Annotated in this window: 15 protein-coding genes and 1 riboswitch; of the genes, 2 read left to right on the forward strand and 13 right to left on the reverse strand. The window is 34.9% G+C overall.

The features are described 5' to 3' along the window. Positions 1 to 218: 218 nt before the first annotated feature. The 3 genes from ACWNMZ_RS17490 to ACWNMZ_RS17500 all read right to left on the reverse strand — a co-directional run bounded on the left by ACWNMZ_RS17490 (position 219) and on the right by ACWNMZ_RS17500 (position 3,310). Positions 219 to 1,847, reverse strand: a complete 1,629-nt coding sequence (locus ACWNMZ_RS17490) for a catalase (RefSeq protein WP_231512557.1) — start codon at positions 1,845 to 1,847, stop codon at positions 219 to 221. 673 nt (positions 1,848 to 2,520) lie between these two features. Further along, on the reverse strand, positions 2,521 to 2,934 hold the full coding sequence (locus ACWNMZ_RS17495; RefSeq protein ID WP_031537730.1) for a GNAT family N-acetyltransferase: 414 nt from the start codon (positions 2,932 to 2,934) through the stop codon (positions 2,521 to 2,523). Positions 2,935 to 3,055: 121 nt separating this feature from the next. Beyond that, positions 3,056 to 3,310: a hypothetical protein gene (locus ACWNMZ_RS17500; protein WP_251628259.1), complete on the reverse strand. Its 255-nt coding sequence runs from the start codon at positions 3,308 to 3,310 to the stop codon at positions 3,056 to 3,058. Positions 3,311 to 3,412: 102 nt separating this feature from the next. On the opposite strand from ACWNMZ_RS17500, the gene ACWNMZ_RS17505 reads away from it, so the two are divergent. Next, positions 3,413 to 3,916, forward strand: coding sequence for a hypothetical protein (locus ACWNMZ_RS17505; protein WP_251628261.1), 504 nt, complete (start codon positions 3,413 to 3,415; stop codon positions 3,914 to 3,916). A gap of 102 nt (positions 3,917 to 4,018) precedes the next feature. On the opposite strand, the gene ACWNMZ_RS17510 is transcribed toward ACWNMZ_RS17505, so the two are convergent. The 3 genes from ACWNMZ_RS17510 to ACWNMZ_RS17520 form a co-directional block, all read right to left on the reverse strand. Next, positions 4,019 to 5,428, reverse strand: coding sequence for an amino acid permease (locus ACWNMZ_RS17510; protein WP_031537724.1), 1,410 nt, complete (start codon positions 5,426 to 5,428; stop codon positions 4,019 to 4,021). Between the two features lie 152 nt (positions 5,429 to 5,580). Then, positions 5,581 to 5,760: riboswitch (Lysine riboswitch) on the reverse strand. A 274-nt stretch (positions 5,761 to 6,034) separates the two neighbouring features. Then, a complete protein-coding gene (gene map / locus ACWNMZ_RS17515; protein WP_031537723.1) occupies positions 6,035 to 6,778 on the reverse strand; it encodes a type I methionyl aminopeptidase in 744 nt (247 codons plus the stop codon). 160 nt (positions 6,779 to 6,938) lie between these two features. After that, on the reverse strand, positions 6,939 to 7,373 hold the full coding sequence (locus ACWNMZ_RS17520) for a DUF1801 domain-containing protein (protein ID WP_251628263.1): 435 nt from the start codon (positions 7,371 to 7,373) through the stop codon (positions 6,939 to 6,941). A gap of 106 nt (positions 7,374 to 7,479) precedes the next feature. Between ACWNMZ_RS17520 and ACWNMZ_RS17525 the strand changes: the two genes are divergently transcribed. Then, positions 7,480 to 8,151, forward strand: a complete 672-nt coding sequence (locus ACWNMZ_RS17525; RefSeq protein WP_449598708.1) for a LysE family transporter — start codon at positions 7,480 to 7,482, stop codon at positions 8,149 to 8,151. A 107-nt stretch (positions 8,152 to 8,258) separates the two neighbouring features. Here the strand turns inward: ACWNMZ_RS17525 and ACWNMZ_RS17530 are convergent, their stop codons facing one another. The 7 genes from ACWNMZ_RS17530 to cstA form a co-directional block, all read right to left on the reverse strand. After that, positions 8,259 to 9,707 carry an alpha-amylase gene (locus tag ACWNMZ_RS17530; RefSeq protein WP_251628265.1) on the reverse strand — a complete coding sequence of 483 codons (1,449 nt, stop codon included), beginning with the start codon at positions 9,705 to 9,707 and terminating at the stop codon, positions 8,259 to 8,261. Positions 9,708 to 9,927: 220 nt separating this feature from the next. Further along, positions 9,928 to 11,901 carry a methyl-accepting chemotaxis protein gene (locus tag ACWNMZ_RS17535; RefSeq protein ID WP_031537716.1) on the reverse strand — a complete coding sequence of 658 codons (1,974 nt, stop codon included), beginning with the start codon at positions 11,899 to 11,901 and terminating at the stop codon, positions 9,928 to 9,930. 173 nt (positions 11,902 to 12,074) lie between these two features. Continuing rightward, positions 12,075 to 13,244: a M20 family metallopeptidase gene (locus ACWNMZ_RS17540; protein WP_251628269.1), complete on the reverse strand. Its 1,170-nt coding sequence runs from the start codon at positions 13,242 to 13,244 to the stop codon at positions 12,075 to 12,077. A 188-nt stretch (positions 13,245 to 13,432) separates the two neighbouring features. Then, complete coding sequence (gene speD / locus ACWNMZ_RS17545; RefSeq protein ID WP_031539923.1) at positions 13,433 to 14,251, reverse strand: adenosylmethionine decarboxylase; 819 nt, start codon at positions 14,249 to 14,251, stop codon at positions 13,433 to 13,435. Positions 14,252 to 14,384: 133 nt separating this feature from the next. Further along, a complete protein-coding gene (gene glsA, locus ACWNMZ_RS17550) occupies positions 14,385 to 15,314 on the reverse strand; it encodes a glutaminase A (RefSeq protein WP_031539925.1) in 930 nt (309 codons plus the stop codon). Positions 15,315 to 15,434: 120 nt separating this feature from the next. Further along, a complete protein-coding gene (locus ACWNMZ_RS17555) occupies positions 15,435 to 17,639 on the reverse strand; it encodes a sensor domain-containing protein (protein ID WP_251628271.1) in 2,205 nt (734 codons plus the stop codon). Positions 17,640 to 17,942: 303 nt separating this feature from the next. After that, complete coding sequence (gene cstA / locus ACWNMZ_RS17560; RefSeq protein WP_031539928.1) at positions 17,943 to 19,739, reverse strand: carbon starvation protein CstA; 1,797 nt, start codon at positions 19,737 to 19,739, stop codon at positions 17,943 to 17,945. Between the last annotated feature and the right edge of the window lie 30 nt (positions 19,740 to 19,769).

Consider the following 19,769-nt stretch of genomic DNA (forward strand, 5'->3'; position numbering starts at 1 on the left):
TCAATTATTAGGATGTTTAGAGAAAAAGAAGGCTAAGCATTAAATTTTTGATTACATTAATATCTGTAATGGTAGAAACCATTGGTTTGTTACTAGCTCTAACTTTTTGTTAAGACATCAAAAAAGGACACAAATCTTATGCGAAATGTGTCACAAATTAGCCTGATATTAATTGCGAAATCTCTTCCTTCTTTTATCTCTTCTTACGCGTATTTCCATTAATAAGGATCTGCCTCATGGCTTTTCTTTACTGCATCTTTGGTAGCTTGATTTGCATCTATTGTACCTTCACCATATTTTGATATACCTGCTTCACGTCCAGGTACATTTTCCTTAGCCATTTCTTTCATTTCTTTCATTTTTGATTCGATGCCTGCCTTCACGCGATTACCATAATCTTCATCTGCTTGTGTAAAGTGTTCAATCATCGCATCTTGAATTTTTTTATCGCAGATTGCCAGTGCTTCAGATAGATTTTTTATTAATTCATCGCGTTCCCAATCTTCAAAACTTCTGTATGTGTGTCCGGCTTGTCCATAGTTATTAGGTCTGTCTATTGGAGCACTCATTGCCGCTGCATTATACTTTGGCTGATGAGGAACACGGTTTTCTTTACCTGCTTCTTTAAAACCTCCGAGCATGGATGGCTCATAGTTAATATGTGGATTTTCACCAGACTCTTTCGGGTCACGTACATCCATTTGCCCACGATGTTGATTCGTACGGACAGGTGCTTTTGGTGCATTTACTGGTACTTTTAAATAATTTGCGCCAACACGATAGCGTTGTGTATCAGAGTAAGAGAAAGTACGCCCTTGTAACATTTTATCATCAGAAAAATCCATTCCATCTACAAGTACTCCAGTTCCAAAAGCAGCTTGCTCAATTTCAGCATGGAAATCGACTGGATTACGATCGAGGACCATACGACCAACTGGCAACCATGGGAATTTATCCTCTGGCCAAAGCTTTGTGTCATCGAGAGGATCAAAGTCGAGTTCTGGATGATAATCATCCTCCATGATTTGCACATAAAGCTCCCATTCTGGGTAATCACCGCGCTCAATTGATTCATATAAATCTTGTGTTGCATGACCTACGTTCTTAGCTTGAATGGATTCGGCCTCTTCTTGTGTTAAATTTCGGATACCTTGTTTTGGTTCCCAATGATATTTCACTAAAACTGCCTCACCCTGTTCATTAACCCATTTATAAGTGTTTACACCAGATCCTTGCATGTGACGATATGTAGCAGGAATTCCCCAAGGAGAGAATAGGAAGGTTATCATATGTGTAGCCTCAGGCGTACGGGAAACAAAATCAAACATTCGCTGTGGGTTTGGAACGTTTGAAGCCGGATCTGCTTTGAATGCATGAATCATATCAGGGAACTTCATAGCATCACGAATAAAGAATATTTTAAGGTTGTTCCCAACAAGGTCCCAGTTTCCATCTTCTGTATACATTTTTACTGCAAAGCCACGAGGATCGCGTGCTGTTTCAGGTGAATCTTTAGCTCCTGCAACTGTAGAGAAGCGAACCATTAATGGTGTTTTCTTCCCTGCGCCTGAAAATACTTTTGCGCGAGTATACTTTTCTACTGGCTCATTTCCAACTTTTCCGTAAGTTTCAAAATAACCAAAAGCTCCAGACCCACGTGCATGTACCACACGCTCTGGTACCTCTTCACGATCAAAATGGGAGATTTTCTCAATAAAGTGGTAATTCTCGAGTGTAGCTGGTCCGCGATCACCAATAGTACGGATATTTTGATTATCTAATACTGGATGACCTTGACGTGTCGTCAACGTTTCTCGTTCCTGATCTTGTCCGTTTTTCTTCTCCATTTCTTTGTTATCACTCAAAAAAATTACCTCCTAGTCATTAGTCCTTATTAATTGTATCCAATAAATGTTAATTAATTCTTTATAAGTAAACGAAAGGATGTACATATTAGATGGATAGATGGAAAGTTAATGTACAAACAAGAGAGGCATTAAAAAGTCCCGAAATTAACGCCTAAAAGAATTAATAATCATTTATGTACACAAATAAATGTATTAAGGGATTTTTACTAATACCCCTTTCCTTTCTTCTTTAACCCATTTATGTACGTAAGTAGTGTTACCAGATAAAGGATGGTTATGCATAGGAAAATACAAAGAGGCTGGGACATAAACATTTCAGCTAACAGTAAACACGAACAATTATGCGGTTGGTTTACATCATCGTTCGTATTTGTATTTTAGAAAAAGGTTTAAAAATGAAGTGAAATGGAGCGGAGGACGGTCGACTCCTGCGGGAAATAGAGGAAAGGCTGAGACCCCGCAGGCGCGTGCCGAGGAGGCTCAGCTTCCTCCCCGGCGCATCGACCGTCTGTAGCGCAATGGAACGACTTAGTTTTTACACTTGAATATATTTAAAACCATAAATAACTAATATGAAAAAGTAGCTTTATTTAAGAGCTAAATTAGAGATTGTTCGTTTTTAAAGATTAGTTATTTAGATTTGTCCCAACCTCTAAAAGAGGAGAGACATGCCAGGAGCGTCTTGTTCTCTTTCTACAAACCCTAATTTTTTATAAAAGGGATGCTTCCCTTTCGCTGAGAATAATTGAATCGATTGAATACCTGATTGCTGACATTTATAGACGAGCTTTTCAATGATTTGCTTTCCTAGTCCTTTTCCCTGTTCTTCAGGATGAACCATGACATCACAGATTAATGATTGGTAAACTCCATCTGAAATCATACGACCGAAAGCAATAAGTTTTTGATTGTGGTAGATGGAAATGGAGTACCAGCTATTTTTAGCTGCTTCATATAATTGTTCTCTTGTATAGTTTCCTTTTTTACTTTTTAATAAGCCACTGTCCTCATGTAATAAGGCAAACTGTGAAAATGGTGGCAGCTCTTCCGTAATAAAATAATCCATGCTTTTTTTTCCCCTTTAATATCCGTATCTTCATAATAATATTTATACAATAATATGAATTAATATTCAATTGTTTTTTTTAAAAAAGCATATCTTTTTTTCGGATATGCTTTAACTGCCATTAGGTTGGCTTATTTTCTCTTTTCAATAACCAGATTTGCCAAATTAAAAAAGCTAACATCATGATAAATAGGAAAATAGATGAAATAATTGCCTTCCATTCCTCTGTCAAAGGAAATTGTTCAGTAATGACAGAGGGAAGGTTTACTAATATAGGAAGAAAAACAATCCATGATTTACTCCACCATGCAAACCAGCTTAAATAAGCAAATGGTATGAGTAAGAAAAGAATTTGCTTAAATAATGTATCAATCATATAAACCGGTCCCCAATTGTAATTTTAGGCTCTTCCCTTTTCGATTTTCTTTTCATAGTGGACTTCCACTCCTTCATACAGTAAGGAGAAGGAGGTGAAGGAGTGAAAAAAGTTATTAAAATTATCTTAATTCCCTTTTTAATTCTGATTACAGCTTGCTCTACTGATCCAGTTAAAGAGGATTTGCTTCAATATGTAAATGAAGATATGATAACAGCCTTTGAATTAGAGGCTAAGGCCGTGGCTGCGTATGATTCTGTGTCTGGACTCAATTATACGGATGATTGGACAATGTATGATACAATCCAAACAACAGTGATTCCCAATTATAATGAATTTATTAAAGAATTAAATAGGGTAAAGGTGGAAACAGACGAGGTAAGAGAAATACATGAAATATATATAAAGGGCGCTGATATTCAGTTTAATGCGTTTGTAAAAATACTTACAGCGTTAGAAACGCAAGATATTAGGCTTGTTGAAGAAGCGAATGCCATGCTGGAGGAAGCTCGCACACTTATACGTCAATATATGACTGAATTAGATAAGCTTTCAAAGGAGCATGAAGTAGAGTGGGATGACAGCACTGTAAGTGAATCTATTTAGAAAAACAAAAAACGAACAATTATACGAAATTTGTATAACTGTTCGTTTTTATTACTAGGTGGAATACTTATATCCCATTCTTAAATAGAACTTATTGAAATATTAGACAGATTTCTTCTTTGTTTCTTTTTTATTTAGTTGATTATAGAAAAGAATTCCGCTTAATAGTAATAAAACACCGAAACTAAATGTTTTAATATCTGCAGTTCCTGCGATAATTACCCAAACGGAGTAGATTGTCGCAAGGAATCCAATAACAAAATCCCATCTTCTTTCCTTCAGTGAATTATATGTTTCACCAGTTATAACTAATTTCAATTGGAAGATGGTTGAAATTAAATAAGGAACCAGATAGCTTAGTGTTGCAATATAAATAATAAAATCAAATGCTTGTGATATGCTTTTTGACACAGTCGAGAAAATGAATAATTGCCCTAAGATATTTGTTACGATTAAGGAAAATGTTGGAATACTCTTATTATTTTCTTTTAAGAAAGCTGGAATGAAAATTCCTTGTTTAGCAGCTGCATAAGGCACTTCTGCACTTAACATAATCCAACCAATTGTTGATCCGAACAAACTAATTAACCCTATACCTGCGAGCACTTTTCCTGCGATGGGACCAAGAACAGCTTCTATTGCATCAATTAAAGGCTTTTGTGAAGCGACCAATTGATCCTGTGTAAGAATGCCCATTACAAGGGTGCTGATTCCAATATAGATAGCTAAAGCAATTAATAGACCAAAGATGGTTGCTTTTTTTACATCGGATTGCCTCTTTGCTCTAGAAGCAAAAACAACTGCTGATTCTACACCGATAAATGCCCATAATGTTGTCATTGCAGCACTATTGATTTGTCCAAACAATCCAACTGACTTACCTACTTCATTTATTTTTGGTTCTGCAAAGGGTAGGATATTGCTTGATTCAAATGCAAATAACGCGATGATGATAAATAGCATAAAACCAATAACCTTTGAAGCTGTTGCAATAACATTTAATTTACCTGCGTTTTCCAATCCGTTTAAAATAATGTAATGTGTTCCCCATAATAAAATTGTACAGACAACGAATGTAAACGTATTTCCTACATAAAGAGTAAAAGAACCTATATTCAATAAAACGGCTTGACTTGTTAAAATCGGGAAAAACGTTGATAAATAACCAGCAAAAGTAGTGATAATGGCAACATTTCCAGTTAGATTACCTATCCAATACCCCCATGTAGACATAAAGCCAGAAAGAGTAGATTTTTTTGAATCTGGTTTAAATAATTCTTTCGCATAAATTTGTGGACCGCCCGTTAAATTAGGCTTACGAATGGCTAAATTCCCAAACACTAAGGCAGTTACCAGCACTCCGAATCCTGTTAATAGCCAAGCTAAGATAACCCCAGCAGGGCTTGCTACTTCCGATAATGATCGAGGAAGCATAAAAATTCCTGATCCTACCATATTACCTACAACTAAGGATATTAATATCCCTAATCCTAATGTTCCTTTTGAATTCATGTTTTTCTCCTTTAAGAAGTATTTGCTAAACGTATGACATAGGAGATTTACTTTAACACCTTAAATTCTTATACAACAAAATGTATTTTTATTATTTCCAAGGCATAAAAAAACACACCTCTAAATGGTGTGAAGGTAGAAAAACCTTCAGATATAAAGATAGTTCACCATAGTAAGATCCTATGACAGTCCTGCACCTATTCGTATGCAGTCCCAGCTACTATTATTAGAGAATAATAGTGCTTCGGCGACTTTTCCTTTCAAAAGCAATCAATGAGCTCTCTTTGCTCTTCCTCTTTTTACTAATAAAAATCGCAACCTCTACCTCATCTTGAGCTGATAAGGATTTTTAAATATAAAAAAGATATGTACTAGGTTATTCGATATATTTATTGATGTCAATGGAAAAACAAATAGAGGGAACTATCGGTAAATTCGCAATTATCGTAAATGCTTATTAGGTTGTAATTCTTTGAAGGTATATTACCAAAAATTACGTTTAACACAGGAGAGGATATGTAAAGAAGGAGTTAAGGATTGCATGAAAATAATGAGATGAAATAGAAACCAAGCTCTGTTGAATGAACAGAGCTTGGTTGTAAAAGCTTATAAGGTTGTAATAATCGGTTTCTCTTTTGTTATAATAACTGTATGCTCGTATTGTGCAACAAAGCTTTTTTCTTTAGTAGAGAATGTCCAGCCATCATTTTTTTCATAAACTTCTTCTGAACCAGTAGATATAAATGGTTCAAATGCGATAACCATTCCATCTCGAAGCAGGTCCGTATCCCATGAGTCGAAATAATTAAGGATATGATCTGGTTTTTCGTGCAGGGAAGTTCCTATCCCATGACCTGTTAAATTTTTAATTACCGTAAATCCGTGCTTTTTTGCTGTGTTGTAAACAAATTTTCCGATACGATTCTTCTTTGCTCCAGGCTTAAAGCATTTAAGTCCTTCTTCAAATGCTTCTTGTGCCACTTCACAAAGTTTGATTAGTTTAGGATCGCCATTCCCGACAACGAATGATTTACCTGTATCAGCAAAGTAACCATTTTTACTTGCAGATACATCGATATTAACTAAATCTCCTTCTTGAATTACTCGATCTCCGGGAATGCCATGTGCCACTTCATCATTCACAGAAATACAAGTATATCCTGGAAAATCGTACATATCTTGAGGGGCTGAAACTGCACCATGTTCAGCAAACAGCTTACCTGCTAAATCATCTAGTTCTTTTGTTGTCACTCCTGGCACTGTTATTTTTATTAATTCCTCTCTGATGATACTTACAATTTTACCAATTTCTTTCAGACCATTAATGTCTTGTTCATTCTTTACAATCATTTTAATTCTCCTTGTTCATCTATATCAGTTCTCGAATCCTTTTCGCGTCTATTATTATATGCTAATATTGGCAGTAAGTAAAAGGAATTTACCTATTAGAAGTTACTAATTATTTGAAATCCCATTCTTAAATTCCTAAATTTCTGCTCTCATTCTTTGTTTATTTCTCCTTGAGTATAGAATGTTTTTCACGAATTATTTCGACCGATTTTTCGATAAATTCCTTTAGGGTCTCCTCGTTAATATCAGCAAGCTTATTAATATATACACAGCCAACTCCAGCCTTGTGTTTGCCGATTCGCTCTAAATAAAAGGCTCTTGTTTCTTCCTCTGTCGTTAAATAGAGGCTGATTCTTGCTTTTTTAGGAGCGAAGCCAACGATAGGTGCATCTCCCTCATGACCTGTTGCATACTTGTAGTGATACGTACCAAAACCAATAATACTCGTCCCCCACATTTTCGGTGGTAATCCAGTAATATCAGAAAAAATGTCGATTAGTTTATAGGCATCCTCTTTTTTTGTATTACTTGTTAAGGATGATTCTATATATTCAACAACATCTTGATCTGTTTCCTTTGTTTTTAATTTATACATGAAAAGTCTCCTATTCTTTCTATTATAAAGCTAGTTTCAAAATTTGAATGATTAGTTTTTTATCTTTTTAAATAAATTCACATATCCTCTTACTAGTCTTCATAGCATGTACAAGAAAGGATGTGTAGAGACTCGGATGTTCAGTGTAACCATTTTACTAAGCTATATCTTGTTAGGCTTTACATTAGCTGCACCAATTGGACCAGTAAATTCTGCGAGAATTGATAAAGGAATAAAAAATGGTTTTTGGCATGCCTGGATTGTAGGGTTTGGTTCCATGCTTGCCGATGGTATTTTTATGATAATGGTATATATCGGAATGGTTCATTTTCTTGAGATAGCCATCGTGCAAATATTCCTTTGGCTTTTTGGCGGATTTGTATTAATTTATACAGGGTTTGAAAGCATTATTGGAGCTCAGAATCTCAAGCTTGATTCCCTTAGGGGCAAAGATTCCCTGTTTAAATGTTTTCTAACAGGATTTATTATGTCTATTACTAGTCCTTTATCTATTCTCTTTTGGTTAGGAATATATGGATCTGTTTTAGCTAAAACCGCCCAAGAAAATGGGACTAGTTCCTTGTTGGTTTATAGTAGTATGATTTTTCTAGGTCTTACAATATGGGATATAATTGTTGCAGCCTTAACAAATGGCTTTAGGCGGTTTCTTACACTTGGAACATTAAGAGGAATTTCCGTTATTTCTGGACTATCTTTAGTTTTATTTGGCGCATATTTTGGTTATCAAGGGATTGTAAAATTATTCTTTTCTTCCTAGAAACAATCTAGTAACCATTTTATTTAGAGCGATTTTTTATTGATTAATTTTATGCAAAAAAGACGCTTTGTGTTACAGCGTCTTTTTTGACATTTGTTTGATTTTGTTTAATCAGCTAATCCCCAAACAGAAACACTTTGGGCATTTACAGGGAAATTACCAAAACCATCTTTCCCTATTTTCACTCGATCTTTTCTTGTATTCGTAAAATCTATCCACTCTTCCCCACTTCGTGTTTCGCTAACAAACATTTTTTTGCTGCCTTCTTCTTTATTAGAAATGACGACAGCACATCCGGATCTTTCTATTTCCGTCTCACCATGGCGTACCCAGCCAATTACATTGGGATCATCAAAATAATCATCTTGATTACCATATGCTTTTTTCTTTCGTACATACAGTAATGGATCAATTGCAGCCTTTTTTCCTTCCATTGGAAGTTCTCCGCCAATTCCAAAGTAATCGCCATAGAAAATCGTTGGATAGCCATCTTTTCGAAGCAATATTAGGCTATATGCTATCTGCTTAAACCAATCCTCTACCCAAGATTCAAGCGATTCACCTGGTTGGGTATCATGGTTATCGACAAAGGTAACGCAATTAAGCGGATTATCTTCCACTAACGTTCCTTCAAAGATTGTAGAAAGATCAAAATTACTGCCCTCCATAGAAGCAGTATGCAATTTATAGTGAAGAGGAACATCAAATAAATCGATTGTATAGTCTGTTTGCTGCAAAAATTCCTGACATTCGTTAATATCTGCTTTCCAAAATTCTCCTACGAAATAGAAATCTTCTTTTTCTTCTAATATGGAATGGGCAAATTTTTTAATAAAGGAATGATTAATATGTTTGATTGCATCTAATCGGTAGCCATCACAATTAAGTGTCTTGTAAAGCCATTTTCCCCATGAAATCATTTCATTTTGGACGAGTTCATTATTATAATCGATATTGGCGAACATTAGATAGTCATAATTCCCGAATTCATCATCAACATTTGTATTCCACATTTTATTTTCGCCGATAATCCTAAAGACTCCAGCTTTTTTAGCTTTGTTATCATAATCTGTTCCATTAAAATGCTGAAAGTTCCACTTGAAAGGGGAGTAAGTATCCCCTCTTCCTGGAAAGGTAAATTTCGTCCATGCTTCTATTTCATGTGGTTCAGATATTTCTTCTTCTCTATTTTCAGGATTCACTTCAATAGCCTTAATCGTTTCTTTTTCATCTGCTGCTGCCTTATGATTCATGACAACATCGACATAAACTTGTATGCCAACATTATGACACGCTTCTATTGCATCATGTAATTCCTGTTTTGTGCCATATTTGGTCCGGATGGTACCCTTTTGATCAAATTCTCCTAAATCATAGACATCATAAACGCCATATCCATTGTCATCTTTGGAAGCCGCTTTTGTAACTGGGGGAATCCAGATAGAGTCAATACCTACTTCTTTTAATTTTCCTGCTTGCTCTTTCAAACGATTCCAATGTTGTCCATCAGCAACTAAATGCCATTCAAAAAACTGCATCATTGTTTTATTTTCCATTTATCTATTCTCCTACTCCATAAAATATAGCTTATCTTTTTTAGAATAATTAGTTAAGCTTTCTTATGAAGTAATTCTACCCAGAATGATGGATTTTCAAGCCTATTTATAAATAAGTAGGTTATTGGGGGATATCTAAACAACACTGTTACTTATTGTATGATGGCTTTCCGTATTCATTTTCATCATTTTTAGTAAAAACCTATAAACCAAAAGAGTATTAATAATGGAATTGACCAATGAACGATTTTAAATGATCAGCAGTCTTTGCGAGAGTCTTAGCAGTAGCATGGACTTCTTCAAATGATGCTAGTTGCTCTTCTGTGGATGCAGATAGTTCTTCGGATAATGCTGCGTTTTGTTTACTAAATTCATATAAGGATTCAAATGTTTCGACAAGCGTTTTAATATGCTTATATACTTCTTCAGAAGAAAGTGTTACTTCATCAATAATCGGTGCAGTTTCATTCATACTAGAAGAGATAGCATGAAATTTCTTTTTAACTGAAGAGATGACAGAAAGACCACCATCAACTTGCTTGTGGACAAGTGTCATCATATCTACGGTTGAATGGGTATCTGTCTGTATTTCTTTCACTAAATATTCGATTTCCCCCGCTGATTTTTGGGTTGTCTCTGCCAATTTTCTAATTTCTTCTGCCACTACAGAAAAACCTTTGCCATTTTCTCCTGCTCTAGCTGCTTCAATCGCGGCATTTAATGCTAAAAGATTCGTTTGGTTGGCAATAGTACTTATTAATTGAATAATAGATTCGACTTCCTTGGAACGTTTATGTAATGTTTCTATTTGTTTATCTGATTTTATTACAGAATCAACAATTAATTGCATTTGAGATTCTGCCTGATTAATAGCAACTTCCCCTTCTTTTGCTTTCTCTAAAGTGCTATTGCCCAATTTGGACATATAGAGAGAATTCTCGCGTATTAATCCTGTTTTCTCTGTAATATTTTTTATTTTTTTAGTGCTTGTTTCGACTTCTTGCTTTTGATGCTCGGCACCTGAAGCTATTTCTTGTATGACAGATACTAAATCTTCTACTATCTTTGTCGAAGAAGAGGAGCTCGCGGTAAGGTTATCACTAGATGCAGCAACCTGTGTAATGCTTTTTTCTAAATGTTTGATTAATCGTTTTAAGTTTTCTTGCATTTTCTGGAAGGATATTGTCAAATGCCCAATTTCATCTCTCCTTTTCACTACTAATTCCTGTGTTAAATCTCCTTTTCCAACAAGAGCTGCTTTTTCTTTTATTTGATTTAAAGGCTTAATAATGGACTGTATATTTCTATAAATAAGAATAGAACCTATAATAATAAAACCAATAATTGCAAAGAATGATGCTCTTAGTATTGGAAAGGAAGCATCCGAAACTTCTTCTACATACATAGATCCAGCAATCTTCCAACCAGTTAGATTATTGGTGAGATAGGTTAGCTTTTTCTCTTTATTATCAAGGCTGTAGGAAAAAGCACCTGTTTTTTCTAATTTCATCCTTTCAATATAGTTTTCTGTCCCAACTTCGCCAATTTTTTCTGTTGGATGAGCCATGTAAGCAAATTTATCATCCAATAGAAAAGCATAACCTTCCTTTCCTATTGTGATATTATTCACAAAAATTTGTATGGCACTCAGCTTAATCTTCAAACCGATAACCTTCTTTCGATCTTCGGTTATGCCAGCAATCGTAACGACCATTTCGTTGGTACTAGCAGATATATAGGGATCTGATATATATATATCATCTGGATTCTCCTCTGCTGCAATAAACCATTCACTTGCAGTTGGATCATAATTTTCTGTTACCTTGTCTGCTGGCTGCTGTATATATTGTCCTTGTTTCGTAGCAAAAAATATACTGTCAATATCATCATAGAAATAGTAGTATTTTTCTAGCATATTGATAACAACATCATCTGATACAGACTTATTTGGTTCCCCCCATTCCTTTCGAAGCTTGTTTACTTGCTCAATTTTAGTTGATAATTCGGTTGTAATATTTCCGTTTAGCTGCTGAATCTGTTGGTACGCATTGGCCATCATTTCTTGTTCTAATTGTTTCTTAGAATTGACATAAGAGAATACACCAATAAAAATGGTAGGAATAATTAATAAAATGAAAAAGCTTGCGTATAATCTCTTTTTAACTGTCATGCTGTTCTGTAATATTTTTTTCATATTCTTTTTATAACCCCTTTATGAATAAATATAGGACTTATTCATTATAAATGAAACACTTCAGTCTATTGCAAAAGAGGTAAAATTGTCATAATTACGCCTTAATTGAACAAAAAAAAACCCTTATTTTCTACAGATAGTGATGTAAAAAGATAAGGGGAGTTTCTTCTTCCTTATTGTTTATTTTTAGCAAACTCTTTTTTGATTGCTGCTAATAACTCTTTATTCGTTAAGATTTCTAAACCAGTTAGTGCCATCGATTTTGCACCTAATAACATTGCATCTCTTCCTTGCTCCGACATAGCTGCTTCTCTAAACTCATGTGTATGACATGCATAGGATTCGTTACAAATTTTCACATACGGGTGAATGGCTGGTACTACTTGGCTTACATTTCCCATATCTAGCGATCCAGAACCATCTCTTTGTTCGTGAATTTCAATTTCTTCTACTCCTAAAGAAACTAGTTGCTTAGTAAAGACATCAGATAACGTTTTATTTGTAATCATGTCATCATAGGAAAATTCATAAAAGCTAGATTTCACGGTAGCACCTGTTTGGAGTGCTGCTCCTTCAGCGCATTTTTTCACTTTTTCAACTAATATATTTACATCTTCTCTTTTTCCTGCTCTTACATAGAATTGAGCCACTGCATAATCAGGGACGATATTTGCAGCTTTTCCACCCTCTGTGATTACACCGTGAATTCGTGCATCTGGTTTTATGTGCTGTCTTAATGCATTAATACTATTAAAAGTATGTAATACTGCATCTAGTGCATTAATTCCTAGATGCGGACTTGCAGCAGCGTGGGCAGATTTTCCAAAGAACTCAAATTGAATGGCATCCATTGCAAGCGAGTCGCCACTCTTCATATAGTTATCTAAAGGATGAACCATCATAGCTACATCCAATTCTTCAAAAATACCGGCTTCAGCCATAGTCACTTTTCCGCCTTTTGTTTCTTCAGCAGGTGTACCATAAACAATAACCTTTCCCCCTGTTTCTTCTAAAACCTTACTAAGACCAATTCCTGCTGCAATCCCCATTACAGCTATTAAATTATGTCCACAAGCGTGACCTAATTCTGGCAATGCGTCGTATTCTGCCATATAACCGATAGTGGGTCCTTCTTTTCCGCTATCGTATGTGGCTTTAAATGCAGTAGGTAAATCGCATATCCCAATTTCGACATGGAAGTCATGCTCTTTTAATGTATCTGTCAATATTTTGCAAGCTTTAAATTCTTCATGTCCTAGTTCAGGATTGTCGCCGATATATATACTTATATCTTTAAATTTAGCTTCATTTTCGTTCATTGCATCTATGATGATTTGTTTCATTATTTTCGCACCTTTCTCTCTTTTATACATTACTAGTTTACCAATTTTCTATAAAAAAGCTAGTAAAAAATGCGTAAAAATAATAATCAGAGTATATTTATGCATAAAAATAGAGTTTTTTTTTCGCCGCTAATGACGATAAAAAAACTGGCTAATCTCTTGATTAAAGAGTTTTAGCCAGTCTACATTCACTTAATATTTTTCCCATAAAATATTTCATTCATTTCTTGCGTTAGCTTTTCTGTAATAAAAATGCGATCTTCTAGTTTAAGTTCCTCTTCTTTATAGCCAAATAAATAATTATTTAAATCAAATTGTTTTAGCTTACATTTTGTATGAAAGATATTCTCTTGATATATATTGACATCAATCATATCAAATTGTGCTTTAACATCATCAGGTATATAGTTTTGGATGGAATTTATGTCATGGTCGATAAATAATTTATGGCCATGAATATCGCGGGTAAACCCTCTAACACGGTAATCCATAATCATAATATCTGTATCGAAAGAGTAGATTAAATAATTTAATGCCTTTAAGGGAGAGATTTCTCCACAAGTAGAGACATCGATATCGGCGCGAAAGGTACTGATTCCTTCATCTGGATGATATTCAGGATATGTATGAACCGTAATATGACTTTTGTCGAGATGCATCACAACAGAGCCTGGAAATCCTCCTGGTAGTGGTCCTGGCGATTCTTCAAATACTTCCTTTGGTGCTTCAGATACTGGTCCTTCTGAGACGAGTAATGTAACGCTTGCCCCTTGTGGTTCATAATCTTGCTTGGCTACATTCAACACATGGGCTCCAATGATATCTGAAACATTTTTTAATATCTTCGTTAAACGATCTGCATTATATTGTTCGTCAATATATTGTAAATAGGCTTCACGTTCACTCCTAGTCCGTGTATAGCATATATCATACATATTAAAGCTTAAAGACTTTGTTAAATTATTAAATCCATGTAGCTCTATGCGCTGCTGAGGTGTTAAACTCATGTTTATCCCCCTTTTTCTAACATGTAAGTAATAGTTATGTTACCCGAACAGATGGTAGATTAACCAAAAAATCGCTAATCTCTTGTATTCCTTTCTATCGGAAATAACAAAAGATTAGCGATTTAATTTTCCTTTAAAACATACTTAATTCATATTTGCTTGCAAGTATTTCTAATAGTTTTAATCCGGCAACACTATTTCCTTTGTCATCGAGGGCAGGTCCGGAAATGCCAATTCCAAAGCGATTTGGTACCGCACCTAATATCCCGCCGGCTACCCCACTTTTTGCAGGAATTCCAACCCGTACGGCAAATTCTCCAGAAGCATTATACATTCCGCATGTTACCATGAAAGTTTTGCAAATGCGTGCAACATGTGCAGGCATTAATTGCTTATTTGTAATTGGTTCCTTGCCATTTAAAGCAAAGACAATCCCAATTCTTGCTAAATCTAAGCAATTCACTTCTATAGAGCATTGTTTTGTATATAAGTCCAATAATTCTTCTACATCTTCATTAATAATGCCATGTTGTTTCATAAAAAAACATAGTGCTCTATTTAAATGAGATGTTTCAAATTCTGATTTTGCAACCTCAGCTGAATAGCTAATTTCCTCATTTCCAGATAGCCTTTTTACAAAATCAATTATTTTTCGAAACCGCTCTTCAACCGAATTCCCCTTAATCATATGAGTAACTGCCAGTGCACCAGCATTTATCATTGGGTTTAATGGTTTAGATGGATTGCTCATTTCTAGTTTAACGATGGAATTAAACGGATCACCCGTAGGCTCATATCCTACTTTGCTAAAAACGTATTCTTCCCCTGATTCCATTAAAGCTAGAGCTAATGTAATTACTTTAGAGATACTTTGTAACGTGATTTTTTCTTGAATACATCCAGCAGAATAACAAGTACCATCAGGATGATAGATTGCCACAGATAAATCATCTGGATTTGCTTTACTTAGAGCGGGGATATAATCGGCTACTTTCCCTTCTCTTGTATACTGCTTTGCTTCCAAAAGAATGCTTTCTAATTCTTCATTTGATTGACAAGGCAATTTGATCACCAACTTTGCAAAAGATTTTTTAAGCTTCTTTGATCAACTTAAATAAGTTTATCTTAATTTAAGTATAACGTTAGAAGCGCAAGAAGAAAAATAGTGCTTATTTCATAACTACTAAAGATATAATTTCTCCAGTTCATCTGAAGTCAATGGTTTACTATAGTAATAACCTTGGACAATTTCGCATTCATGCTTCTGAAGAAAGTCCACTTGTTCTTTTGTTTCAACACCCTCTGCGATGACGATAAAATTCATATTATGCCCCATATCAATAATTACTTTTGCTAACGATCCCTTATGCTTTGGATGACTGATATCATCGATAAAGCTTTTATCGATTTTAATTGTATCAATCGGTAGTGATCTCAAATAACTTAATGACGAATAGCCTTTTCCAAAATCATCAATGGATATTTGAAAGCCAAGTCGTTTTATACTATTTAGTTCAATTGTTGCTTTTTCTATATTCTGCATGATACTTTCTGTTATTTCTAACTCTATTTTCGCTGTGTTTATTTGAAGTCTTTTCACCTCTTTTTGAAGAAAAGGAAAGAAGTCGCTGTATTGAAATTGGCGTGCAGAAATATTGATTGCGAGCTTTATATCTTTTTTGCCCGCTAGATCCCATTTTTTCTTTTGCATAAATGCATGTGTCAATACCCATTCCCCTATAGATAGCATTAAATTCGTTTCTTCTGCAATGGGAATAAATTCATCGGGAGATAAATAGCCATATGCAGGGTGTTTCCAGCGTAAAAGTGCTTCCACTCCATATATGTTTCCTGTAGTATTATTTATTTGTGGCTGATAATATAGTTCTAATTCATTATTAGCAATTGCCTTTTGAAGAGCCATCTCCAATTCCATTTTTCTTGCCCCTTTTTCTGCATTAGAGGAAGAGTAAAATTGATAATTGTTTTTTCCATAATCTTTGGCAACATACATAGCTGCATCCGCATTTTTTATTAATGATTCTTGTTCTTTGCCATCCTCAGGAAACATGCTGATGCCAATGCTAGGTGTTACGAAGAATTCATCTTGCTTCACAATAAATGGAACAGAAAATTGACTAATGATTTTTTTTGCTACTTCCGATGTCTCCCATTTTGTTTTATTCTCTAATAAGATTAAAAATTCATCTCCACCTAAACGTGCTACAAAATCATTCTCTTTTATAGCAGATTTTAACCTATGGGCTACTTTTTTTAATATAATATCACCAGTACCATGCCCTTTTGTGTCATTAATCCGTTTAAATTGATCCAAATCTAGAAATAATACAGACATTGTTTGAACTTCATCACAGTTTAATAAGCGGTCGTTTAAAAAGCTTATACAACTATTTCGATTTGGTAATTCTGTTAATACATCGGTGAATGCCAATTGTTTTATTTTTAATTCTGTTTGCTTTCGTGACGTAATATCTCTTCCTAGTATTAATACAGCATCCTGTCCTCCGAACAGGATGCGCATACAATGGATTTCTAGTAATAGCTTTTCCCCATTTCCTTTCATGAAATCAATTTCCATTTCGATCACTTGTCTCTTTTGTTCTATTCCTTTATTAAATTCTTGAACGATATAGTGAAAAGTCTCTTCTGGAAAAAGATCATTAACAGAAAGACCGACTAATGGGCTGTGGTCACTTTCAAATATTTTTATACCGGCTTTATTTATATAATGTAATTTATAGTCCATAACTACCGCGATGATATCTGGAGACATATCGACTAGCTTCGTAAATTTATCTTCATTTTCTTTATTATCGGTTATATCTATCAATACACTAGTAAATTCCTTCATTTCTCCAGTAGCTTTTTCAAAAACGGCAATCCCTCTATCTTTAATCCAACGAATTTTTCCATTTGGTTTAATGATCCGGTAATTGCTAACAACGACATCCTGTTTCGTAAGAAGCTCTGCTCGCTCCTCTAAAACTTTTTTATCATCGGGATGAATGACTTCTTTCCATAGATTATGGTTTTTGTAAAAATCCTCAACGGAATATCCGTAAATGGTTTCAATTCCAGCAGTAATCATTAATGTATTGGTTTTTAAATCATGAAACCAAATGGCAATATCTAATGTTTCGAAAATCGATTGCAATTTTTTATTGGTTTGTGCATATTCTCCTAGAACATAGGTGATTTTTTTTATTAATTGATAAAAAACATAAAGTAACCCAGCAGTAATGATAAGTTGTAACAGAATAAAAATGACTCTATTGATACTTGTAACAAAGACATTAAGTATCACAGAGAATAAAACAAAAACGCCAATTGCGATAATCCATTTTAATTCACTGTGTTTATAATCCATATAAGAACTCCTTACTCTTGTCATAGATGCTAATCATGTGATATGTACCGAAATAAGTATTTTGGCAAAACATTATATTGATACCCGATATTCAGTGATTAAAACCTCATTAATACCTTTGTCCTTGCATGTACAATTAGAATACACTTATTATAATTTGTTTATAAGTTGAAAAATTCTTTTCCGAAGGATTTTTTTTTGATGGTAGTGAATGTGGAATTTAATTGTAATAATAACGAAGAAAGGTTATAAAGTAAGAACATATACATACATCCTACTTTATAACCCATTGCATAATGAAATTTAATGAAGGTTCGGAGTTTCTACTTGTACACGCGGAGTATTCCAAGTGTCAAACCATTTCTTTGTTGCTGTTATAATGATAATAATGCCTAAGATTAGCATAATAATGGAAAGCACTGCATTTAACACATTATAGCCAACTGCCTCTGGGTTTAAATAAACATTTTTCACCATCCAATATCCTGCGTAATTTACTGTTACAAATAAATAAGCCATCGGGATAAGGCAAGTGAGCATATATCTTCTTTTATCAGCCATTTTTAAAATCACGGTTGCGCCAATAATAAGTCCGATTGTTGCCATTAGCTGATTGGATACCCCAAATAGTGCCCAGACAGAGCTGATATCACCTGAGAATAATAGATATCCCCACATCACACATGCTAGCGCACTGGCAAAAATGGAGCCAGGCAACCAATCGACCCTCTTTAGTGGTTTGTAAAACTCGCCTAAAAAGTCTTGAATCAAATAACGTGCCGTTCTTGTACCAGCGTCGATTGCAGTCAAAATAAATACTGCTTCAAACATGATTACAAACTGAAAGAAATAAGAAGCAAGATGAGAAAACCAAGAGATTTCCGTGAATATATAGGACATTCCAACAGCCAATGTAACAGCTCCACCAGTTCGGCCTTCTAAATCAATCCCGATTTCACGACTTAACTCTGGTAAATTTGATACACTCATTCCTAGTGTCTGAAATACCTCTGGAGTTGAATTTATCGCGAAGTAATCTCCAGGATGTAAAGCGGTTGCAGCAATCAGTGCCATAATTCCAACTAAACACTCAACAAGCATGGCTCCAAAACCTACGACTTTAATATCGCTCCATTTATCGAGCATTTTTGGGGTAGTTCCAGATCCGACAAATGCATGGAAGCCAGAAATAGCGCCACAGGCAATGGTAATCGAAATAAACGGCCATACTGGTCCTGCAATTACTGGTCCCCCTCCGTGTACGAATTCCGTAAACGCTGGAAATTCAATGGCGGGATTAATAATAAAAACACCAATGATAAGGGCAATAAACACACCTATTTTCATAAAGCTACTTAAATAGTCTCTAGGTGCCAAGAGTAGCCACACAGGAAGTGCCGCTGCAAAAAATGCATAGATTGGAAGAATGATCGCAAGTGTTTTTGTATCAAGGGTTAGCCAATCTCCAACTACTGTTTCTTGAATCATTGGGCCAACAAACACACCAATCATTAATAGAATAAATCCAATTGTTGTACATAATTTCAGATTTCCTGTCTTTTTATAAAATATTCCTACGCCCATTGCAATAGGAATAGTAATCCCCACAGAGAATGTGCCCCATGGATTTCTTTCCAGAGCGTGTAATACTACCATGGATAGACCAGCCATAGTGATGGTAATAATAAACAGCATAGCAAGCCCTGTGCAAAAACCAGCAACAGGTCCGAGTTCTTCCTTTGCTACCTCGGATAAAGATTTTCCTTTTTTTCTCATACTAGCAAATAGCACAACTGCATCATGGACAGCACCACCGATTACAGCGCCTATCAATAACCATATTAGCCCAGGTAAATAGCCGAATTGTGCAGCAAGAATAGGTCCTACGAGCGGTCCTGCTGCAGCAATAGCTGCGAAATGATGACCAAATGTGACCCACTTATTTGTAGGTACGTAGTCTTTTCCATCATTTAATTCATGAGCGGGAGTTTTTTCTTTATCGTTTAGCTTTAATACCTTTACAGTCATAAAGGTACCATATAAACGATAAGCAATCATCAAGATACACGCAGATGCTATTACAATTGTAACCGCATTCATATTTATCTACCTCCTTTAATGCTATTATTA

It is taken from the genome of Niallia sp. Marseille-Q9988, assembly GCF_976954375.1.